General features: G+C 37.1%; 14 protein-coding genes. 9 read left to right on the top strand and 5 right to left on the bottom strand.

The annotated features are described in order from the left end of the window. The 5 genes from J7K93_04450 to J7K93_04430 form a co-directional block, all read left to right on the top strand. On the top strand, positions 1–2,844 hold a 2,844-nt coding region (locus J7K93_04450; GenBank protein ID MCD6116244.1), incomplete at its 5' end, for a GH92 family glycosyl hydrolase. 8 nt (positions 2,845–2,852) lie between these two features. Then, positions 2,853–3,488, top strand: a complete 636-nt coding sequence (locus J7K93_04445; GenBank protein MCD6116243.1) for a ribonuclease HII — start codon at positions 2,853–2,855, stop codon at positions 3,486–3,488. Next, the gene (locus J7K93_04440) at positions 3,485–3,862 is read left to right on the top strand and encodes a YraN family protein (GenBank protein ID MCD6116242.1); all 378 of its coding nucleotides are present in this window, start codon (positions 3,485–3,487) and stop codon (positions 3,860–3,862) included. The genes J7K93_04445 and J7K93_04440 overlap by 4 nt, the downstream gene beginning before the upstream one ends. Positions 3,863–4,043: 181 nt before the next feature. Beyond that, positions 4,044–5,399, top strand: coding sequence for an exo-alpha-sialidase (locus J7K93_04435; GenBank protein MCD6116241.1), 1,356 nt, complete (start codon positions 4,044–4,046; stop codon positions 5,397–5,399). 53 nt (positions 5,400–5,452) lie between these two features. Further along, entirely contained in the window at positions 5,453–6,445 is a 993-nt protein-coding gene (locus J7K93_04430; GenBank protein ID MCD6116240.1) for a nucleoside recognition protein, read from the top strand. An 81-nt stretch (positions 6,446–6,526) separates the two neighbouring features. Here J7K93_04430 and J7K93_04425 read toward each other — a convergent pair whose 3' ends face one another. After that, on the bottom strand, positions 6,527–7,597 hold the full coding sequence (locus J7K93_04425; protein MCD6116239.1) for an aminotransferase class I/II-fold pyridoxal phosphate-dependent enzyme: 1,071 nt from the start codon (positions 7,595–7,597) through the stop codon (positions 6,527–6,529). Positions 7,598–7,824: 227 nt separating this feature from the next. Here J7K93_04425 and J7K93_04420 point away from each other — a divergent pair, with 227 nt between their 5' ends. Both J7K93_04420 and J7K93_04415 read left to right on the top strand, forming a co-directional pair. After that, entirely contained in the window at positions 7,825–8,568 is a 744-nt protein-coding gene (locus J7K93_04420; GenBank protein ID MCD6116238.1) for a phosphocholine cytidylyltransferase family protein, read from the top strand. Next, positions 8,565–9,605, top strand: coding sequence for a flippase-like domain-containing protein (locus tag J7K93_04415; protein ID MCD6116237.1), 1,041 nt, complete (start codon positions 8,565–8,567; stop codon positions 9,603–9,605). Before J7K93_04420 ends, J7K93_04415 begins: the two co-directional genes overlap by 4 nt. Here the strand turns inward: J7K93_04415 and J7K93_04410 are convergent. Further along, positions 9,602–10,555: a CDP-alcohol phosphatidyltransferase family protein gene (locus J7K93_04410; protein ID MCD6116236.1), complete on the bottom strand. Its 954-nt coding sequence runs from the start codon at positions 10,553–10,555 to the stop codon at positions 9,602–9,604. The two genes, J7K93_04415 and J7K93_04410, sit on opposite strands and share 4 nt — an antisense overlap. Before the next feature lie 249 nt (positions 10,556–10,804). On the opposite strand from J7K93_04410, the gene J7K93_04405 reads away from it, so the two are divergent. Beyond that, a complete protein-coding gene (locus J7K93_04405) occupies positions 10,805–13,753 on the top strand; it encodes a S9 family peptidase (GenBank protein MCD6116235.1) in 2,949 nt (982 codons plus the stop codon). 72 nt (positions 13,754–13,825) lie between these two features. Here J7K93_04405 and J7K93_04400 read toward each other — a convergent pair whose 3' ends face one another. From J7K93_04400 to J7K93_04390, 3 genes are all read right to left on the bottom strand, one after another. Further along, positions 13,826–14,845 (bottom strand): flippase-like domain-containing protein, encoded by a 1,020-nt coding sequence (locus J7K93_04400; GenBank protein ID MCD6116234.1) that lies wholly within the window; start codon positions 14,843–14,845, stop codon positions 13,826–13,828. Between the two features lie 46 nt (positions 14,846–14,891). Next, complete coding sequence (locus tag J7K93_04395; GenBank protein MCD6116233.1) at positions 14,892–16,241, bottom strand: phenylacetate--CoA ligase family protein; 1,350 nt, start codon at positions 16,239–16,241, stop codon at positions 14,892–14,894. Positions 16,242–16,566: 325 nt separating this feature from the next. Next, on the bottom strand, positions 16,567–17,199 hold the full coding sequence (locus tag J7K93_04390) for a Crp/Fnr family transcriptional regulator (protein MCD6116232.1): 633 nt from the start codon (positions 17,197–17,199) through the stop codon (positions 16,567–16,569). Positions 17,200–17,339: 140 nt separating this feature from the next. Here J7K93_04390 and J7K93_04385 point away from each other — a divergent pair, with 140 nt between their 5' ends. Beyond that, entirely contained in the window at positions 17,340–18,200 is an 861-nt protein-coding gene (locus J7K93_04385) for a 4Fe-4S binding protein (GenBank protein ID MCD6116231.1), read from the top strand. The last annotated feature ends 52 nt before the right edge of the window (positions 18,201–18,252 follow it).

Below are 18,252 nucleotides of genomic sequence, written 5' to 3'. Positions count from 1 at the left end.
GGGCATACTTATCCCGGTGCAGCAGTTCCGTTCGGAAGTGTACAGTTAGGCCCTGATACAAGGCTGACAGGATGGGACGGATGTTCCGGCTATCATTATTCTGATAATGTTATTTACGGGTTCAGCCACACTCATTTAAGCGGAACAGGTATTCCTGATTTATGTGATATCCTTTTCATGCCTTTTACCGGTAATGAACATCTTGACAGCGGATATAAAGGTTCCCCTGATTCGGGATACGGTTCGAGATTTTCACATAGACGCGAAAAAGCATCTCCCGGTTTTTATTCGGTTTTTCTTGATGATTACAAAATAAAAGTTGATCTGACAGCTGCAAAAAGGGCGGGATTCCACAGATATTTTTTCCCGAGAGACGCAAAGCCAGGTGTTTTGATTGATCTTAAGCATCGTGACAGGGTCTTAAAGTCCGGAATAAAAATTGTCAGCAGCGGTGAGATCGAAGGGTTCCGGGAATCATCATCGTGGGCAGACGATCAATATGTTTATTTTGTTGCCCGTTTTTCACGGCCGTTTTCAAATTCTGAAATATTTTTAAATGATTCGCTATGCGGCAATTATAAAACAGCAAAGGGGAAAAATATCAAGACAATACTGCATTTCGACTCTCTCGGCAGCGGGCCTCTGCTTGTCAAAGTTGGAATTTCAGCAGTTGATATTGATGGCGCAAGAAAAAATCTTGATGCTGAAATTTCGGGATGGGATTTTGAGAAAGTCAAATCAGATGCAGAGAATGCATGGAACAAAGCATTGAATGTAATTGAAGTTGAAGACAATTCTAGAAAGAATAAAACTATTTTCTACACTGCGCTATATCACTCTTTTAGTGCTCCTAACTTATTCATGGATGTTGACAGAAGATATCGCGGTACGGATAATAAAATCCATTATGCAGAGAACTTTACAAATTATACAATATTCTCTTTGTGGGATACATTCCGTGCCGAGCATCCCCTGTTTACAATTATTCAGCAGAAAAGAACATTGGATTTTATAAAAACTTTTCTGAATCAATACAAAAACGGCGGTTATCTGCCGATGTGGGAACTTGCAGGCAATTACACTCATTGCATGATAGGTTATCATGCAGTACCGGTAATTACAGATGCTTTTGTAAAGGGCATTAAAAATTTTGATACTGATCTTGCTTTTGAAGCTATGAAAGCAAGCAGCAGACAAAAACGTTTCGGAATTGATGCTTATATAAAACAGGGATATATCCCTTATGATGCGGACAGAGAATCTGTATCAAAGACTCTGGAATACTCCTACGATGACTGGTGTATTGCACAGATGGCAAAAGCACTTGCCAGAGATGATGATTACAGAGTTTACACAAAAAGGGCTCAGTATTATAAAAATATATTTGATCTGCAGACGCATTTTATGCGTGCACGAATGAATGGAATGTGGAGTTCCCCTTTTGATCCTGCAGAAGTAAATTTTAATTTTACAGAAGGTAATTCGTGGCAGTATTCGTTTTTTGTGCCTCAGGATGTAAATGGCCTTATATCCCTCTATGGAAGTGATGAGCTTTTTTCAAAGAAGCTTGACGGCCTGTTTTCTGCAAAAACAAAACTGAGTGGAAGAGAACAGCCTGATATTACCGGGCTGATAGGGCAGTATGCTCACGGGAATGAACCGAGCCACCATATTGCGTATCTGTATGATTATGCAGGAAAACCATGGAAAACTCAGCAGATAGTGCATAAGATACTTTCTGAAATGTACAGAGACGAGCCTGACGGTTTAAGCGGAAATGAAGACTGCGGCCAGATGTCTGCATGGTATGTACTAAGTGCTCTCGGGTTTTATCCTGTTACACCGGGCAGCACGGTTTATGCAATCGGCACTCCGGTTTTTAAAAAAGCTGTGATTCATCTTGAAAACGGAAAAATTTTTACTGTTGAAGCGGAAAATTTACCAGGAAAGAACTTTTATATAACATCTGCAGTGCTTAACGGGAAAGAGTATTCAAAATCGTTTATAAGTCATAATGATATTATGAACGGAGGGGTGCTGTCATTTACAATGTCGGGAAAGCCTGATCACAAATGGGGATCCGGAAAGGGGCAGAGGCCGGTTTCAGGCATCAATGATGAGCTTATAACAAGAGTCCCGTATGTGAAAAGAGGGGATCGGACATTCAGAAATTCAACAATTGCAGAGTTTGCAGCACCCGATACAAATGCAGTAATTTATTACACTCTTGACGGATCTTATCCGACAAAAAACTCAAAGATATACAAAAAACCTATTATTCTTAAAAAAACAACAACAATTAAAATGGTTTCCTATTTAAGCGGATGGGGTTTCAGTTTTTGTGTTACATCAAAATTTTTAAAGATTAATCATAACTGGAAAATTATTCTTAATACGAAATATGATAATCAGTATACAGCAGGAGGGAAAGAGGGGCTTATTGACCAACTGCGCGGCGGCAATGATTTTATGACAGGAATGTGGCAGGGCTATTCCGGCAGGAACCTTGATGCTGTTGTGGATCTCGGAAAAGTCAAAGCAGTAACTGAAATAGGGGCCGGATTCCTGCAGAATCAGCGGTCGTGGATATGGATGCCGAAGAAAGTTGATATTTTTGTATCAGATGACGGCAGTCATTTTTCAAAAGCTGCGGAATTAAAGAGTAATGTCCCTGAAGACGAAGAGGGAGTAATTGTAAAGGACATTGTTAAGAAGTTCAGGAATTTAAAAACAAGATACGTAAGAGTCAGGGCTCAGAATATAGGGGATATTCCCAAGTGGCATCCCGGAGCAGGTAATAAGGGATGGCTGTTTGTTGATGAAATAATTATTAAACAGGGGTAGATTCAAATATGCTGTCTGAAGCTTTGGAAATCGAACGAATAGAGAAGATGCTGATTTATGATCGGGAGGTCTGGCTGAAAGGCAGTTATGCAGCGGGAATAGATGAGGCCGGAAGAGGCCCTCTTGCAGGGCCTGTTGTAGCATCTGCAGTCGTTTTTCCCAAAGATGTTTTTTTTACCGGAGTTAACGACTCAAAAAAACTGACACCGAAAAAGAGAGAAGAAATATTTCAAATAATAAAAGAGAGAGCCCTTTCAATAGGTGTAGGAGTTGTTGACTCAGAGGAAATTGACAGGATAAATATTCTGCAGGCCACCTACAAGGCCATGCGTATTGCTGTTTCCGAATTAAGTGCATCGCCTCTTTTTCTGCTTGTGGACGGAAGAGCAATACCTGATGTTTTATGGCCTCAGAAACCCATTATCAGGGGAGATTCTCTATCATTCTCTATTGCGGCAGCATCAATTATTGCAAAGGTAACACGTGACAGAATGATGATGGAATTTCATAAAATATATCCGGAATATGGATTTAACAAACATAAAGGTTACGGCACAAAAGAACACGTTCTGTCAGTTAAAAAATTCGGTATGTGCCCGATTCACAGAAGATCATTCAAAATCGGAGGATGGGGGAACTTATGACGAACAACGGAAGGAATCTTGTTACAGGAGGAAGAGGAGAATTCGAAGCTGTAAAATTTTTAGAAAAGCTTGGCTACAAGATTGTATGTAAAAATTTTCGTTCCGGCCATGGAGAGATAGACATAATAGCTCGTGAACATGATACTATTGTTTTTGTAGAAGTAAAAAGCAGCAATGGCCTGGAGTTTGGAAATCCCGAAGAAAGGGTAAGTATGAAAAAACAGCGCCAGATTGCCAGGATTGCTGAGCGATATATTGGATCTCAGAACCCTGATGTTGAAGATTACAGATTTGATGTAATTGCAGTTGTTTTCCAAAAAAGCAGTGTATCAATAAAACATTTTAAAGATGCATTCTGGGCACAGCGGTATTAAAATTGAACTTTTGATGCTTATACTGATTTTTGTTTTACAGGAGCTCCCCATGCCAGAAGAAGTACGATGAATACTATGGCGATAATTGTTGTTAACATTTTTTCTCCTTGTTTTTTCCTCTTCATATATATAGACACTTAAGAGAGAAAAATAGTTGCAAAAAAATATTTTTGGAGGTATTATGAGAATAAAATATATTATGGTTTTGTTTTTCGCAGTTTTATTTGCTGGATGCGGAAAAATTAAAGAATTATATAAAATTGATACGGAGAAAGTGGCCACAGTTATTGAATCCGATAACAATATGGGCCATCTGGATTTTATCAAATTGGGAGACGGTAAAATTTTTGTAGTTTTTACGGAACATAATGAAAGGAGCGCCGAATCGGAAATTTTGATGTGCAAATCAAAGTCCGGTATAGCTGGATGGTCAAAACCCGGCGTACTTGTAAAAAGCGGATGGAAATGCTATAATCCGGTAGTGTGCCGGTTAAAGGATGGGCTGGTTATCATTGTGTTTAATCAATCGAGACGTGATGATAAAAAAGGAAGTGATATCCCGATCGGTATTTTCCTTATAGAGTCATTTGATAATGGAGTGACATTTACAGCCCCTCGTATGATTCCGGCAGGAGAAAAGAGCAGCCTGAATGTTTCAGGAGGGATTCTTGAGGCTGAAAACGGAGATCTTTTTGTGGGTGTATCTGCTGCTTCCGGAGATGTAGCATCCTATGTCGGTGCTCTTCTGTCCGAAGACAGGGGTGAGACCTGGCGCAGAGTTGATATATTTTCGGGAGATAGTACGGATAGTTTCAACTTGGAAAATCCTTCAATTATCGAGACAGGGGAAAAAGATTTTCTCTGCCTTATGCAGAGCAGGGACTCGCAGGGTTTTATATATGAGAGTATCTCCAAAGACGGGGGGCATACATGGTCTTTACCTTTTAATACAGGTATGGAGGGTACATTTCCGGGAATTGTAAAAACAGGCAGTGGTTCTATGTTTGCTGTTTTTCAGGATATGTGGCCGAAAGGGATATCAATTATCCGGAGTTACAACAATGGGGTTACATGGGAAGACGAAAGACCCCTTAAGAATGCACAGGGAAACTGTATGTATCCAATTGTAAAAAGTTTTGATGATAAAATTTATATTGCCTTTTCTCAGGATATACAAAAAAATAAACACGGGATAAGAATAATTATTCGAAAAAATACTTTACTAAAAAGCCCTTCCGGCCTTTCAGCATCGGTTGATCATAATAAGTATGTCCATCTGAGGTGGAATGCAACGCAAGGCGCAGACTATTATGCTGTTTACAGAGATACATCTGATTCTTTTGATTCTCTTTTAACCAGAAAAAGATTTGCAACTGTTTTTAAATCAAGCTATATTGACGAATCTGTAAAACAGGGACAGGACTATTTTTATTCAATTACTCAAGTCATCGGCAGAGGGAAATTGATAATCGGTACTGGTATGGAAAGCAGGCCTTCAAAATCTGTAAAGGTTGTTGCAGAAAAAGGAAGTTATTAATCCGGATTGAAAATGTTTTGTTATATGTATTTGTAATGTGATACGGGGTTTGAATGGAACAAAATACTGAGCACGAACCGGATGCTGTAAATATCACAAAATGGCAGGAACGATTACGTTTATGCGTTAAAGATGCCATGCCGCCTGCACTTAAAACAGGTGTTTGGCTGTTATCAATTACTGTTCCGGTCTCTTTTTTAGTATTTATTCTCAAAATAACAGGTGTACTTGAAGTTATTGCACAGTTCTTTGCTCCTGCATTCGCTTTTGCAGGGTTGCCCGGAGAATCTGCAATAGTTTTTGCAACTGCCTGTTTTTTAAATGTCTATTCAAGTATAGCCGTAATACAAACTCTTGGCCTTACAGGACGTATTGTAACTATTCTCGCACTAATGTGTCTCATTTCTCACAATTTGCCTGTAGAGAGCATGGTTCAGAAAAAAACAGGCTCATCTGCATTAAAGATGATTATACTAAGGCTTTCTGCGAGTTTTGCAGGCGCAGTGGCACTTAATAAATTTCTTCCTTCAGATTCATTACAACTGCCAGAAACAGTTGTTAAGAGTACAATTTCAGCAGGCAGCGGCTTTATGATTGAATTGCAAATATGGGCTGTTGGGATTTTACATCTCTGTATCAAAATTATGATACTTATTACTCTGCTCATGATACTGCAGCGAATTCTGGAAGAGTTCGGTGTTACGGAATTCCTTTCCAGTATTTTAAAATATCCTCTCTTGATCCTTGGCGTTCCATATCAGGCAGCATTTCTCTGGATTATTGCCAATACTCTGGGCCTTGCATACGGGTCGGGTGTGATGTTGGATTATGTAAAGCGGGGAAAGATATCCCGTGATAATGTGAACCTTTTAAATTATCATGTTGCGATTTCACACTCTTTATTGGAAGATACTATGCTTTTTGTTGCTATAGGAGTTTCAGCATGGTGGATTACAATTCCACGTCTGATCTTAGCAGCAATTGCTGTGTGGCTGAAACGGTTTATGGATTTTATTTTTGTTACAAAGAAAACAGCGGCAGTTTAATATTTCCAAGTTATAAATGATGATAACCGTTGCTGTCAGTATTATAATAAGGCTGTATTACTGAAAGCGAAAAGATTATGTCTATTCAATAACAGAAGCTTCAATACTGTCAGCATAATTTTTTTCCAGAATATATGACAGATTGTCCAATGCTTCGAGAAGCAGTTTTGTATGCTCTTGTGTGCCTATGCTTATCCTTACCATATTCTGGAATAATGGCTCGCCTGAGATAAATTTAATCAGGACATTTTTTTTGTCAAGTTCCTGCTCAAAGAGTTCCCTCACCTCTTTAGGGTACTCCGCAAGGATAAAATTTGCTTTGGAATCAAATGCAGTGAATCCGGGTATGGAGTTAATTTTTTGGATAATTGCCTTGCGGTCATTGCCAATTTTTGCTGCTATATCCGAGTAGTAATCTTCAGAATCAAGTGCAGCTATTGCTACATTCTCCAGGATTTGACTGAACCCGAGGAGTCTCTTGCTTGGCATAAATTTATCGATTAAATTGCTGCTTATAAATGCATAACCTATTCTCACTCCTGCGAGAGCAAAATATTTTGAGAAGGAGCTTGTGATAACCAGATTTTTAGAATTTTTAATCCATTCTGCAATGGGTGGGTCATCTTCTTTTGAAAACCCGTAGTAGGCAATATCATAGAAAAGAATCTGATCATCCCGGACATTTGCAATCGTTTTCTCAAATTCGGAAGTGCTGAAACATGTACCTGTAGGATTTGTCGGGGAACCGATTATGGTTAATTTGGGTTTTATTTCATTAAACTGGTTATGAAGTTCATCATAATTATAAATATAATTGTCCTTTTGCCTGTAGAGATGATAATGGTGCTGCTGCATGTTTCTTTTTTTGCATAGGTTACAATAGTAGTACCAGCCGTGGCTGCATAGCAATACTTTATCCTGCGGCTGCAGAAATGTATCAAATATGCGGTGAATCAGATCTTCTGAACCATAGCCGAGAATTATCTGCTCAACAGGGACATTGAATCTTTCCGACAGTTTGGTACGCAGAGTGTTGTTGTCATCTCTCGTATAATCGGTTAAATCATTTATTTTTGCATTAGTCAGTGTGTCGAGACATTTTTGAGAAGGCCCGTATTTGTTTTCGTTTTTATTTAGAAGTATTTTCTGCATAATTATCTGATCCCCGGTCAAAAGTCCAATTTTACAATTATTATTGGTACTACCATTTCCTACGTTATTTTTAAAGACGATAAATTTAATTCATTTTTTTAAATAACTCAAGGTTTTTTTTAAAAATTACAAATAAAATTTCTTGTATATTTGCTCCCTATGTTGTAGCTTAGAAAAATTTATTTTAAGCAGAGGTTTATTGTACTATTAAATTACGGGACTAAATAATGCAGGTTGTTATTCTTGCAGCAGGGGAATCAAAAAGATTAAAGCCGTTAACTAATTCAAAACCCAAGTGCCTTTTACCTCTGTCTGACGGCAAAACCATTTTGGATTTTACACTCCGAAATTTGATTTGGGCCGGTTTGAATGAATTTGTCATAGTTACAGGATTTGAAAGTGATCAGTTAAAGGAACATGTGCTTAAACATTTTCCCGGTTTGAATGTCAAGTGGATACATAATGATAAATATTCAACTACCAATAACAGCTACTCTTTGTGGCTGGCAAAGGATTCAATATACGGACAGTTTTTACTGCTTGATGCAGATATAGTTTTTGACCGGCATATTATTCAAAAAGTATTGGATGACAAACACAAAGACATTCTTTCTGTAAGAACAGAAGGAGATATATTTGCCGAAGATATGAAAGTGAAATTAGATAGTTTCGGATTAGTGCGTAAAATAAGCAAGGAACTGAACATTGAATCTTCAAACGGAGAATCAATCGGAATAGAGAAATTCAGTGCATCATTCGGAACTGAATTATTTAATGAGCTTGATATAAGTATTAATTATAAATCAGGCGCGAATGAATTTTATGAACTTTCATTCCAGGCAGTGATTGATAAAGGAGAGGAGCTTTTTGGATTAGATATCTCTCCCTATAAATGCATTGAAATTGACACTCCTGATGATTATCAAAGAGCTCAGGAGATTATAAAAACATATTTTACAGGCCAAGAATGAAATTATCCCTGAACATGCGAAGACTGCTCATTTTTTTAGGGCTGAGTTTTATTACAATTGTATTGATTTTTCTGTTTACTGCAAACAGTGAAACATACAAGGCTGTTAAATCAATAGATATCAGATATCTGTTGTTAGTCATAGGCCTGTATTTTACCGAATTATTTATTGATGGCTTAAGGCTGTTATTTTTTGTTAAAGGAACAGGCGAAACAATTAAATTTTTTGAAGCTGTCAAATTGTCCGCATTAATTGTATTTTTCAATTTAATTACACCATTCAGCTTTGGCGGCCAGCCTTTTATGGTTTATGTATTGAGGAAAGAGGGTATATCAAGCGGCAAGGGCACTTCAGTAGTAATAACAAGAGTTCTGACAATGGCGTTGTTTGTGTTTTCTGGAGCCATTTTTTCTCTGCTGTTTTTCGGGCGGTTAATTACGAGTATACAGAGCCTCAGAATAATATTTCTGATTACCGGCGGACTTTTTATAGCATTTGGTTTCATTGCAGTCGCCGGACTTTTACGCCCGAATATAGTCATTAAATTTGCAGGTATGGCGGCACACATACTTAAACGACTGCATATTATTAAAGATAAGAAAAATTTCATTGAAAAATCATCAAGAGAGATATTAGTTGCACGTGCCAGTTTCCGGCAGTTTTTTGGTACGGGGTTTGGTTATTTTACAGCCGGGACATTTTTAAGCGGAATGATGTATCTGACTCAGGTTGCAATGCTGTGGGCAATATTCAGCGGTTTGGGAATATCATTGCCTTATGTTAAAGGATTTGCTTTAAGTGCATTGTTGCTGTTTCTTATTGTGTTTATGCCTACTCCGGGTACATCCGGATTGGGAGAAGTGATATTTGTAATTATTTTTGCAGGAGCAGTGCCAAAATATCTTCTTGGAGTTGCTGTACTTCTGTGGCGCTTCTTCTACCAGTTTTTAACAGCAATATTAGGCGGTTTTGTAACTGCAAAGTATTTTTCAGATATTCTGGTAAAAAAACCAGAGGAACTGCAGGAAGCTGATTAACCTGAAATTATTTTATCAGCATTCCTCAATTCATAATGGAAAATAGTTCTTTGGGCAATTATTAAAAAAACAAGCCATATATTAAAAGGAACACATATAACCCAAAATACAAGGTCCAAACGGTTAAGAAGCCCTGCAATAATAAATACTGAAATATGTGCTGTTGCACCGAGGAGGCTCCATCCTCTGACCATCAGATTATTGTATTGGAGGTAATTCTTCCGGAATGATTGCTTAACTTCCTCCGGTGTTATTGAATCTGTTTCATACCATCCGAGAAAGCCTTTGTAATTTTTGGGGTGTGCAAGCATAGACAGAGTCTCTTCTATTATATAATAGATTAAATATGCTGAAAAGGAAAATTTGTGTATTTTACTTGAGGCAATATATTCCGGGGTTTTTTTATGGTTTTTTAATGATTCAATACTTTCAAGTTTTTCATGGTATTCCGGTATTGAATAGAAGATTAATTCGTTTTTAAAATGATCAAAAAGATGTATGTGTATGACTTCATTTATAAGTGCAATCACGGCAAACACCCACAATAGCCACGGCTGTATGCTGCTGTTGTGAATCATGCTGATAGTAACCCCTGCAGTTATGGAAAAGTAAGTTACACTATCGCCTATACCGTCAAGTGTTTTACCGAGCCTTGAACTTGTGCCCCTGAACCGGGCAAGCTGGCCGTCTGTGCAGTCCAGAATATTCGTAAGGATTAAAAAAAATGCTCCTTGCATGGCAGATAAAGGTGTTGCCTGAGCAAAGAAATAACCTGAAGCTAATCCTGTAATAGATGAGAATACAGTAATTACGTTCGGAGATATTGGTAAATCTTTTAAAATCATTACTAGCATCAGGCCGATTGGCCTGAATATAAAAAGATCTATTGGTTCTTCAGTCTCAACCGGTTTGATAGAACGGGCAAAACTTTTTTTTAATCCATGTTTCATTGTTTTCCATTTTTATTATTTTTATCTGTATGCATCAAGACACAAAATATACAAAAAAAGTTTGTAAATACAAATAAAATCTGCAGACAGATTAATTATTAAAAGATATTTATGCAAGAGAAGATAGATATAACAGAAAGGCGGAAGTTTTTTAAAACATTCGGTATTTTTGTACGTACAAAATATGATGCCGTTTGTTAATAATAATTATAATCAAAAAGATAGTTCAATTAAAATGGGAGATAACAAATGAAACGAATAGGAAAGCGATATTTACCAATTTTACTGGCGATTTTATTTATTTTCAATCTTTCAGTCTTTGCGGAAAAAGGGCAGAGTATTAAAAAGAAGCCACTTGCAATCTGGGATATTGCAAAATGGGAAAGTATTCGTTCGGCAATAGTATCAAATAACGGCAAATGGTTCGGATATGTTTTATCACCTAATGAAGGCGATAGTAAAGTTATATTAAGAAATACTGCAGATACAACTGAATATAAATTTGAAGCAGGTAAAAAGGGGTACGGCACAAAAATATTATTTTCATTTGATTCAAAGTGGGCGGCATTTGCAATATCTCCTGCAACAAAAGCAGTTAAAGCATCAAAAAAGACGAGGAAAAAACTTTACGATAAGTTGTGTCTTGTAAATTTAACTACAGGAAAAGACACAACTTTTGATAAAATACAGAATTTTGAATTTTCAGGAGAAAATCCTGACTGGATAGCATTGAAAGAGTATTCATCCGAGAATTCTTCAAAATCAAAAGACAAGGCAAAAGGGGCAGGGCTGCTTCTTTACAATCTTAATAACAGCAAGAGTCTGTTTTTTGGAAGCATCTCTGAGTTTCAATTTGACAAGTATGGTAAATGGCTTTCAATGGTTGTAGATGCTGAAGGTAAAAAAGGCAACGGTATTCTTCTGCGAAATATGTACACAGGAGTGCTGCAGTCCCTTGATAATGATATGGCAGTTTTTGAAAAATTAAGCTGGACAGAAAAGGGTGATGCTTTTGCTGTGCTTAAAGGCAAGAAAAATGAAGATTACAAGGATAAACTCTACACACTAATCGGGTTCTGTGATTTTTCAAAAAAATCCCCTGTAAAAATAGTTTATAATCCGCTCAAAGACGCATCCTTTCCTGAAAATATGACTATCAGCCATAACAGAGCCCCTGAATGGACAGAAGATCTCTCTGCAATTATTTTCGGGATAAATAAAACCGAGCTGACAGATAAAGCCGAAAAGAAGAGAGAAGAGGAGAAAAAGAAAGCAAAAGAGGCTGAAGACAAGAAGGAAGGCAAAGATAAAAAAGGCAGTAAGGAAATGGGGGAAAAGAAGGAAGATGAACCCAAACTGCCAGACATGGTTATCTGGCACTGGAAGGATAAAAGACTCCAGTCTCAGCAGTGGGTGGAAGAGCAGAGAGACAAGAAATACAGTTATCTCTCAATTTACAGAGTAAAAGAGAAAAAATTCTTCCGTCTTGCAGATGATGATATAAGAAGAGTAGAAGCAGCTCCAAAGGGACATTATGCACTTGGATATGATGACAACGCTTATGAATTAATGGGCAATCTTGACGGCCGCTTTTACAGAGATGTATATGTGTTGGACCTTAAAACAGGAAAGCGTAAACTCGTTTTAAAAAAGAGCAGATGGGATTACAGCCCTTCTCCTGATGGTACACATTTTATCTATTATAAAGAAGGGAATTTTTATACTTATGATATGCTAAATTCCAGATCATACAATATAACAAAAAATCTTCCTGTTTCTTTTATTAATACGGAAGATGATCACAACGTAAAGAATCCTCCCACGCGTTTTATGTCGTGGCTAAAAAACGGCAAGGGCGTTCTTTTAAACGATAACTGGGATATCTGGTCAGTACCGGTTCACGGAGGGCATGGAGTAAATCTTACTCTTAACGGCAGAAAAGATTCTCTGCGCTATCAATATCGTTTCAGAATTTATCACAAAGAAAAGGGAGTTGATTTCTCAAAACCTCAGTATTTTACCGTATACGGAGAATGGACCAAAAAAAAGGGAATTGTGAAAATTGACAAAGGCAGGCCGGGACCGAAGAGGCTGCTGTGGGGGAATGCTTCATTCAGCAGGCTTCTTAAAGCAAAGAACCAAAATGTCTTTCTTTACACAAGAGAAACGAATCATGATTTTCCGGATTACTATGTTGCAGGCAATAACCTGCAGAACGGAAAACGTATAACAAATGCAAATCCTCAGCAAAAAGAGTTCTGCTGGTCTGCAGGAGTCAAGCTTGTTGATTTTATCAATGACCGCGGACAAAAACTGCAGGGAGCACTTTACCTGCCTGCTAATTACGAAAAGGGCAAGAGTTATCCTACAATTGTATACATGTACGAAAAACTGTCCCAGAGAGCGAATAACTATCCTATGCCCGGCATAGCATGGGGAGGTTTTAATCAAGCGTTTTACACAAGTAATGGTTATGCGGTTCTGACTCCGGACATTACTTTTAAGATAAATGATCCGGGGATGTCTTCTGCAGGATGTATTGTTCCTGCTGTAAAAGCTGCAATTAAAACCGGAATTGTTGATAAAGATCATATCGGAATTCATGGGCATTCATGGGGAGGTTATCAGACGGCTTTTGATATTACTCAGACACCGATATTTAAAGCAGCAGTAGCAGGTGCTCCTCTTACAAATATGATAAGTATGTATTCCTCTATCTACTGGAATTCAGGAGGCGGAAACATGGCTATTTTTGAATCCAGCCAGGGCAGATTTTACGGCGGTTTCTGGGATAATCTTGATGCTTATACAAGAAACTCACCTGTATACCATGCTGAAAAGGTTGTTACTCCACTTATTATTCTTCATAATGATAAGGACGGAGCTGTTGACTGGAATCAGGGGATTGAATATTTTAATACTCTGCGGCGGCTTAAAAAACCCGTTGTTTTGCTGGAGTATAAAGGTGAAAATCATGGCCTTAGAAAGATGGAAAACCGTAAAGATTATATGGTCAGGATGAAAGAATTTTTTGACCATTATTTAAAAGATGCTCCTGCTCCGGAATGGTGGGAAAAAGGCGTGCCGTATCTGAAGATAAAAGAACATCTTAAAGATAGGGTAAAGCTGCTTAATCCCCCTGAGAAGGAGAAGAAAAAAGCTGAGAAATCAGAAGATAAAAAGATTAAGGAAACTTAAGAATCAAAATTTAAAAGAGGCGGCCTTATAAAGCCGCCTCTTTTAAATGTGAATATTTTGAACAGCCCGGTATCATTCTGAATCAGATTCATTTCTTTTTGTCCACTGTTTACCGATTTTGGAAACAGATTCCATAAGTGTGCCCATGCCTTCTTTGTAAAAAAAGTAAAGCCCTGGAAAGGCAATTACAATTCTGGAGAAATATATAATCATCGTAAAACCAAGAGAAGACTCGGTTTGTATTCCCACAAGCTTAAAAAACTGGACTGCGCTGAATTGAGTTATTCCGATTCCGGCAAAAGAGAATGGCAGCATGCCAAGAATCATTATTATGGGGACAATGAGAAAAAAATACATAAAATCAACATTGATATTTACTGCTCTTGCAAAAAAATACGTTGTAATAATTCGGTTTATTTGAAAAAATATACCTAAGATAAAAATTATCAATAGTTTGTGTTTATTGTAGTGTAGTTGTGCAAAAGAGCCTGAAAACTCATTAATAAAAGCAACAATTTTTCCAGACCATTTTTTACGTTTTAAATAGTCCTTTACTTTTATTCCGGATTTCTCTCTTACAAGAAACAAAACCAAAAATATTCCGGTAATCATTGTTAAAATAAGGACCCCGAATGAGGGAAACCTTTTATAATAGCCTGCAAAGACAAAACTTAAAGTAGCAAATATTGTAACAACAATAATATTAAGAAATTTATCAAATGTAATAAGTGAAATACTGTGCACTGTCTGTTTTGTATATTTTGCAAGAAAATAGGTCCTTAATCCGTCAACGCCAAGTTTTGTGGGCAGGAAATTGCCGACAAAACTTCCCATCATGTTAAATTTTATTAATGCGTAAAAAGGTACCTTCATTGATTTTATTTTCAACAAATAGTGCATTCTTAAAGACATTAATAGTATTTCACAGAACATGAATAACATTGCGAGAAGAAGAAAAACCGGATTTACAGTTTTAATTACTTTGAATAGATCATGAAAATTTGTTTTTAATAAGATAATTGAAATAAGCCCTATGCTTGATATTATCCGTACTGCTTGATAAAGAGTTTTTTTATTATTGTTTTCTGACATTCGGTTATCCGTTTTTCCCAGTTAATAATAACGTAAAAATATATTTTTAATGCAAATGCGAAATAATAAATTTAAACTTCCCTGACTTCTCGGGTGTTATGTGATCTGACCGGAAAATATTGACAGAAATATCTTTGCCTATCAGATTATTAAGATTATTTATAATAGCTGCTTTTGCATTATCAGAGACAGGAAAAGAAGATTCAATTATTACATCAATCTGATCCATTGTCTGCTGAATAACTTGATATCTCCGGCATCCTTTTTCAGTGTATAAAGGCCTGTTTACAGCGTGGTCAATGCTGGCAGGATCAATTAATTCACCTTTTGCATTATAAAAAAAGTCAAAAATACGGCCCTGTTCAAGGTGCATTATGTTTAAAGGACTTTCACAGGAACATGTTTTTTGAGATACTGTTCCTGTGTCCTGAGTATGGTATCTGATTAAAGGGAAAGAAAAATTCTCTAAATTTGTTACGACTAATTGATTTTTTTCATCGTTAAATTCTATGCTTTCCAGATATACAGCGTCGTCCATTATATGGATATTTCCACAAGGCGCCTCAAATCCGATAATTCCAATCTCCACTGATCCGTATTCAGAAGCAATATTTTTACAAAATACCTGGCGTGTTAAGTCTTTCTGGTGATCATAGAAAGAATCTGAGGTGTATGTTATTACTTTTAATGGTAGGTCAAAAAGATTGATATTTTTATTTTTAAGGTATTTTGAAAAAGTATAAATGGCCGAGGCATATCCTAAAATAACGACAGGATTATGCTGTCTTATTGCATTCAGCCAGTAATCCAGTTTTTCTTCATGCATATAAAAAGTAGATAAATATCTGACGCCTATCAGACGATCTTTAAATCGTTTAAGTTTGTCTTTTGTGCGTACTTTCAGGGAGGGGCTGAAAGAAGTTGATCTTCCCCAGATTCTGATTTCATTATCGGTTGGGGATACATTCCACCAGTTTCTGCCCCTGTATCGCATTGCTATTGCATAACTGCGTGAATAACTGTCATGATAAAATGTGCCGGGGATTCCGGTTGATCCTGATGTATTAACTTTGTATAATCCGGGGCGAATTTTATCTGCAAAAAACAGCTCAATATTATTTCTGACATCCTCTTTGGTGACAATGGGTATTTTACTGCTGAAATCAGTGAAATCATGAATGTCTTTGGGGTGTATGCCGAGAGATTTCCATTGCCTGCGATAAAAAGGTACGTTCTCATATACATGATTAATAATGGCTGTAAGCTTTTGCCACTGTATGGCCAGTATTTGATCCCGGGTTAATGTATCACTAATTAGTGAATCATTATAAATGTCCCATGTATATCCGCTCATATATGTTTCATTAAGCTTGTTAACCCACTTTCTGAATGTCATTTTAATTTTCCTGGATTCATCAATAGTAATTTTATAATAGAAAAATTATTTTCTCTGTATAAATAATATCAAATTATCTGTTTAAAATCAACGTTTTTTATTTAAAAACTTGCACCCCCCGAAAATTTAATCTCAATTGCGCCTGCATGAAGTATATATACAGATGTTTTTTTGTTATGTTGCCACGCTACTCTATATTCAGTATTCAATTTAGCTGTACGGGATATCTGCTTTAAAGCCATTAATTTTAGTGAGGTTACTGCATCTTCTTTAACGGGGGGGTGCAAGAATAATATATTTGCTCTGTTGGCTGCTTAATCTGATTTCAGCCTTTTTTTATGGTTATTGTGCTTTCGTCCCAGTCAATCTTATTTTCTTTTTTTAACCTCAGCAAGACTCGGGAGAGAGTTTCGGGAGTTGTGTTTATGATTGAAGCAATATCTTTTTTGGAAATATCTATTTTGAATTTATCTTTTTTGCCGAAATGTTCATTAAAAAACCGGAACAGCCTCTCCTCAACATCATAACTTGCAAGGTACTGTATCTGATTTGTAAGATACCTCATTTTATGCATTAGTACGGTAATAAATTCTTCACGGAATCTCGGCTTCTCAAGAAGACAGGAAAACTGATGCTTTGGCAGCATAAGAAGAGAGCTGTCTGACAGAGCGACTGCGCTTACGGGATAACTGTTTTCTTCAAAAAGGATAACTTCTCCGAACATTTCCTTCTCTTTGATCATCTTTACAACAATTTCTTTACCACCGGGTCTCGTCTTATACAGCTGCACCTGTCCGCTGATAAGCACGTAAATGGAATATCCGGGATCACCTTCATAAAATATTATTTCTCTTCTTAATACTCTTTTTTTAAGGGCAATATTTGCAAGAGATTCTGCCATCTCTTCAGAAAGGGCTTTAAAGAGCGGTGTTTGTTTTATGATGTTAAATGTATCCATAGAATTCACATAAAAGATTGCATGTTTTTCAATTATATTTGATTTTCTTGATCCATATCAAGGATTCATACTGCTTATTTATATAATTTAATATCGAAAAGAAAGAAATCCTAATTTATTTTTGGTTAAAGGGAAATCGGGTGAAAAGGGAAATCATCAAAATAGACGAGGAGAAATGCACAGGATGCGGCTTATGTATTCCCCATTGCCCGGAAAATGCCATACAAATAATAGACAATAAGGCCCGTCTTGTAAGTGACATTTTTTGCGACGGGCTTGGCGAATGCCTCGGACACTGCCCTGAAGGAGCTATTACAATTGAAGAGAGAGCAGCTGAACCTTACAACGAAGATAAGGTTATGGAGAATATTGTTCATCACGGTGCAAATACAATACGCGCACATTTGAAACATCTGAATGACCACGGAGAAACCGAATTGTACAATCAGGCAGTACATTACCTTGATAAAGAACGGATAGAACTGCCTGAAGAAAAACATACGGTACGCAGCCATCAGAGAGTGAAGCTATCCGGATGCCCGGGCAGTATCAGCTTAAGCATTGATCGGAAACCAGACAAAATTTTTGAATCTGCGGAATGCCCTTCATATCTTGCACATTGGCCTGTACAGCTTCATCTTGCAATGCCGACTGCAGAGTACTACAAAAATGCGGATCTTCTTCTCGCTGCAGATTGTACTGCATTTACTCTCGGGGATTTCCATACCAAGTGGTTAAAAGGAAAATCAATTGCAATTGCATGCCCAAAACTTGACGGAGGCAGAGAAATCTATGTTGAAAAATTGAAAACAATGATTGATGAAGCAAAGGTTAATACAATTACGGTACTTATAATGCAGGTGCCGTGCTGTGGAGGCATGATTCAGATTTTGAAAAAGGCCATGTCTGAAGCAATAAGAATGGTTCCCGTAAAAGTAGTAATTGTATCAATAAAAGGAGAAATACTGCAGGAAGAATGGATAGACATATTAAATATATAGAAATAGCGATAATGCAATCTAAAAAAAATCACAGAGGAGCAGAAATATGAGT

It is taken from the genome of bacterium, assembly GCA_021158245.1.
Classification (GTDB): domain Bacteria; phylum Zhuqueibacterota; class QNDG01; order QNDG01; family QNDG01; genus QNDG01.
Note: the sequence above shows the minus strand (reverse complement) of the source record. Positions and strands in the feature narration are given on the sequence as shown.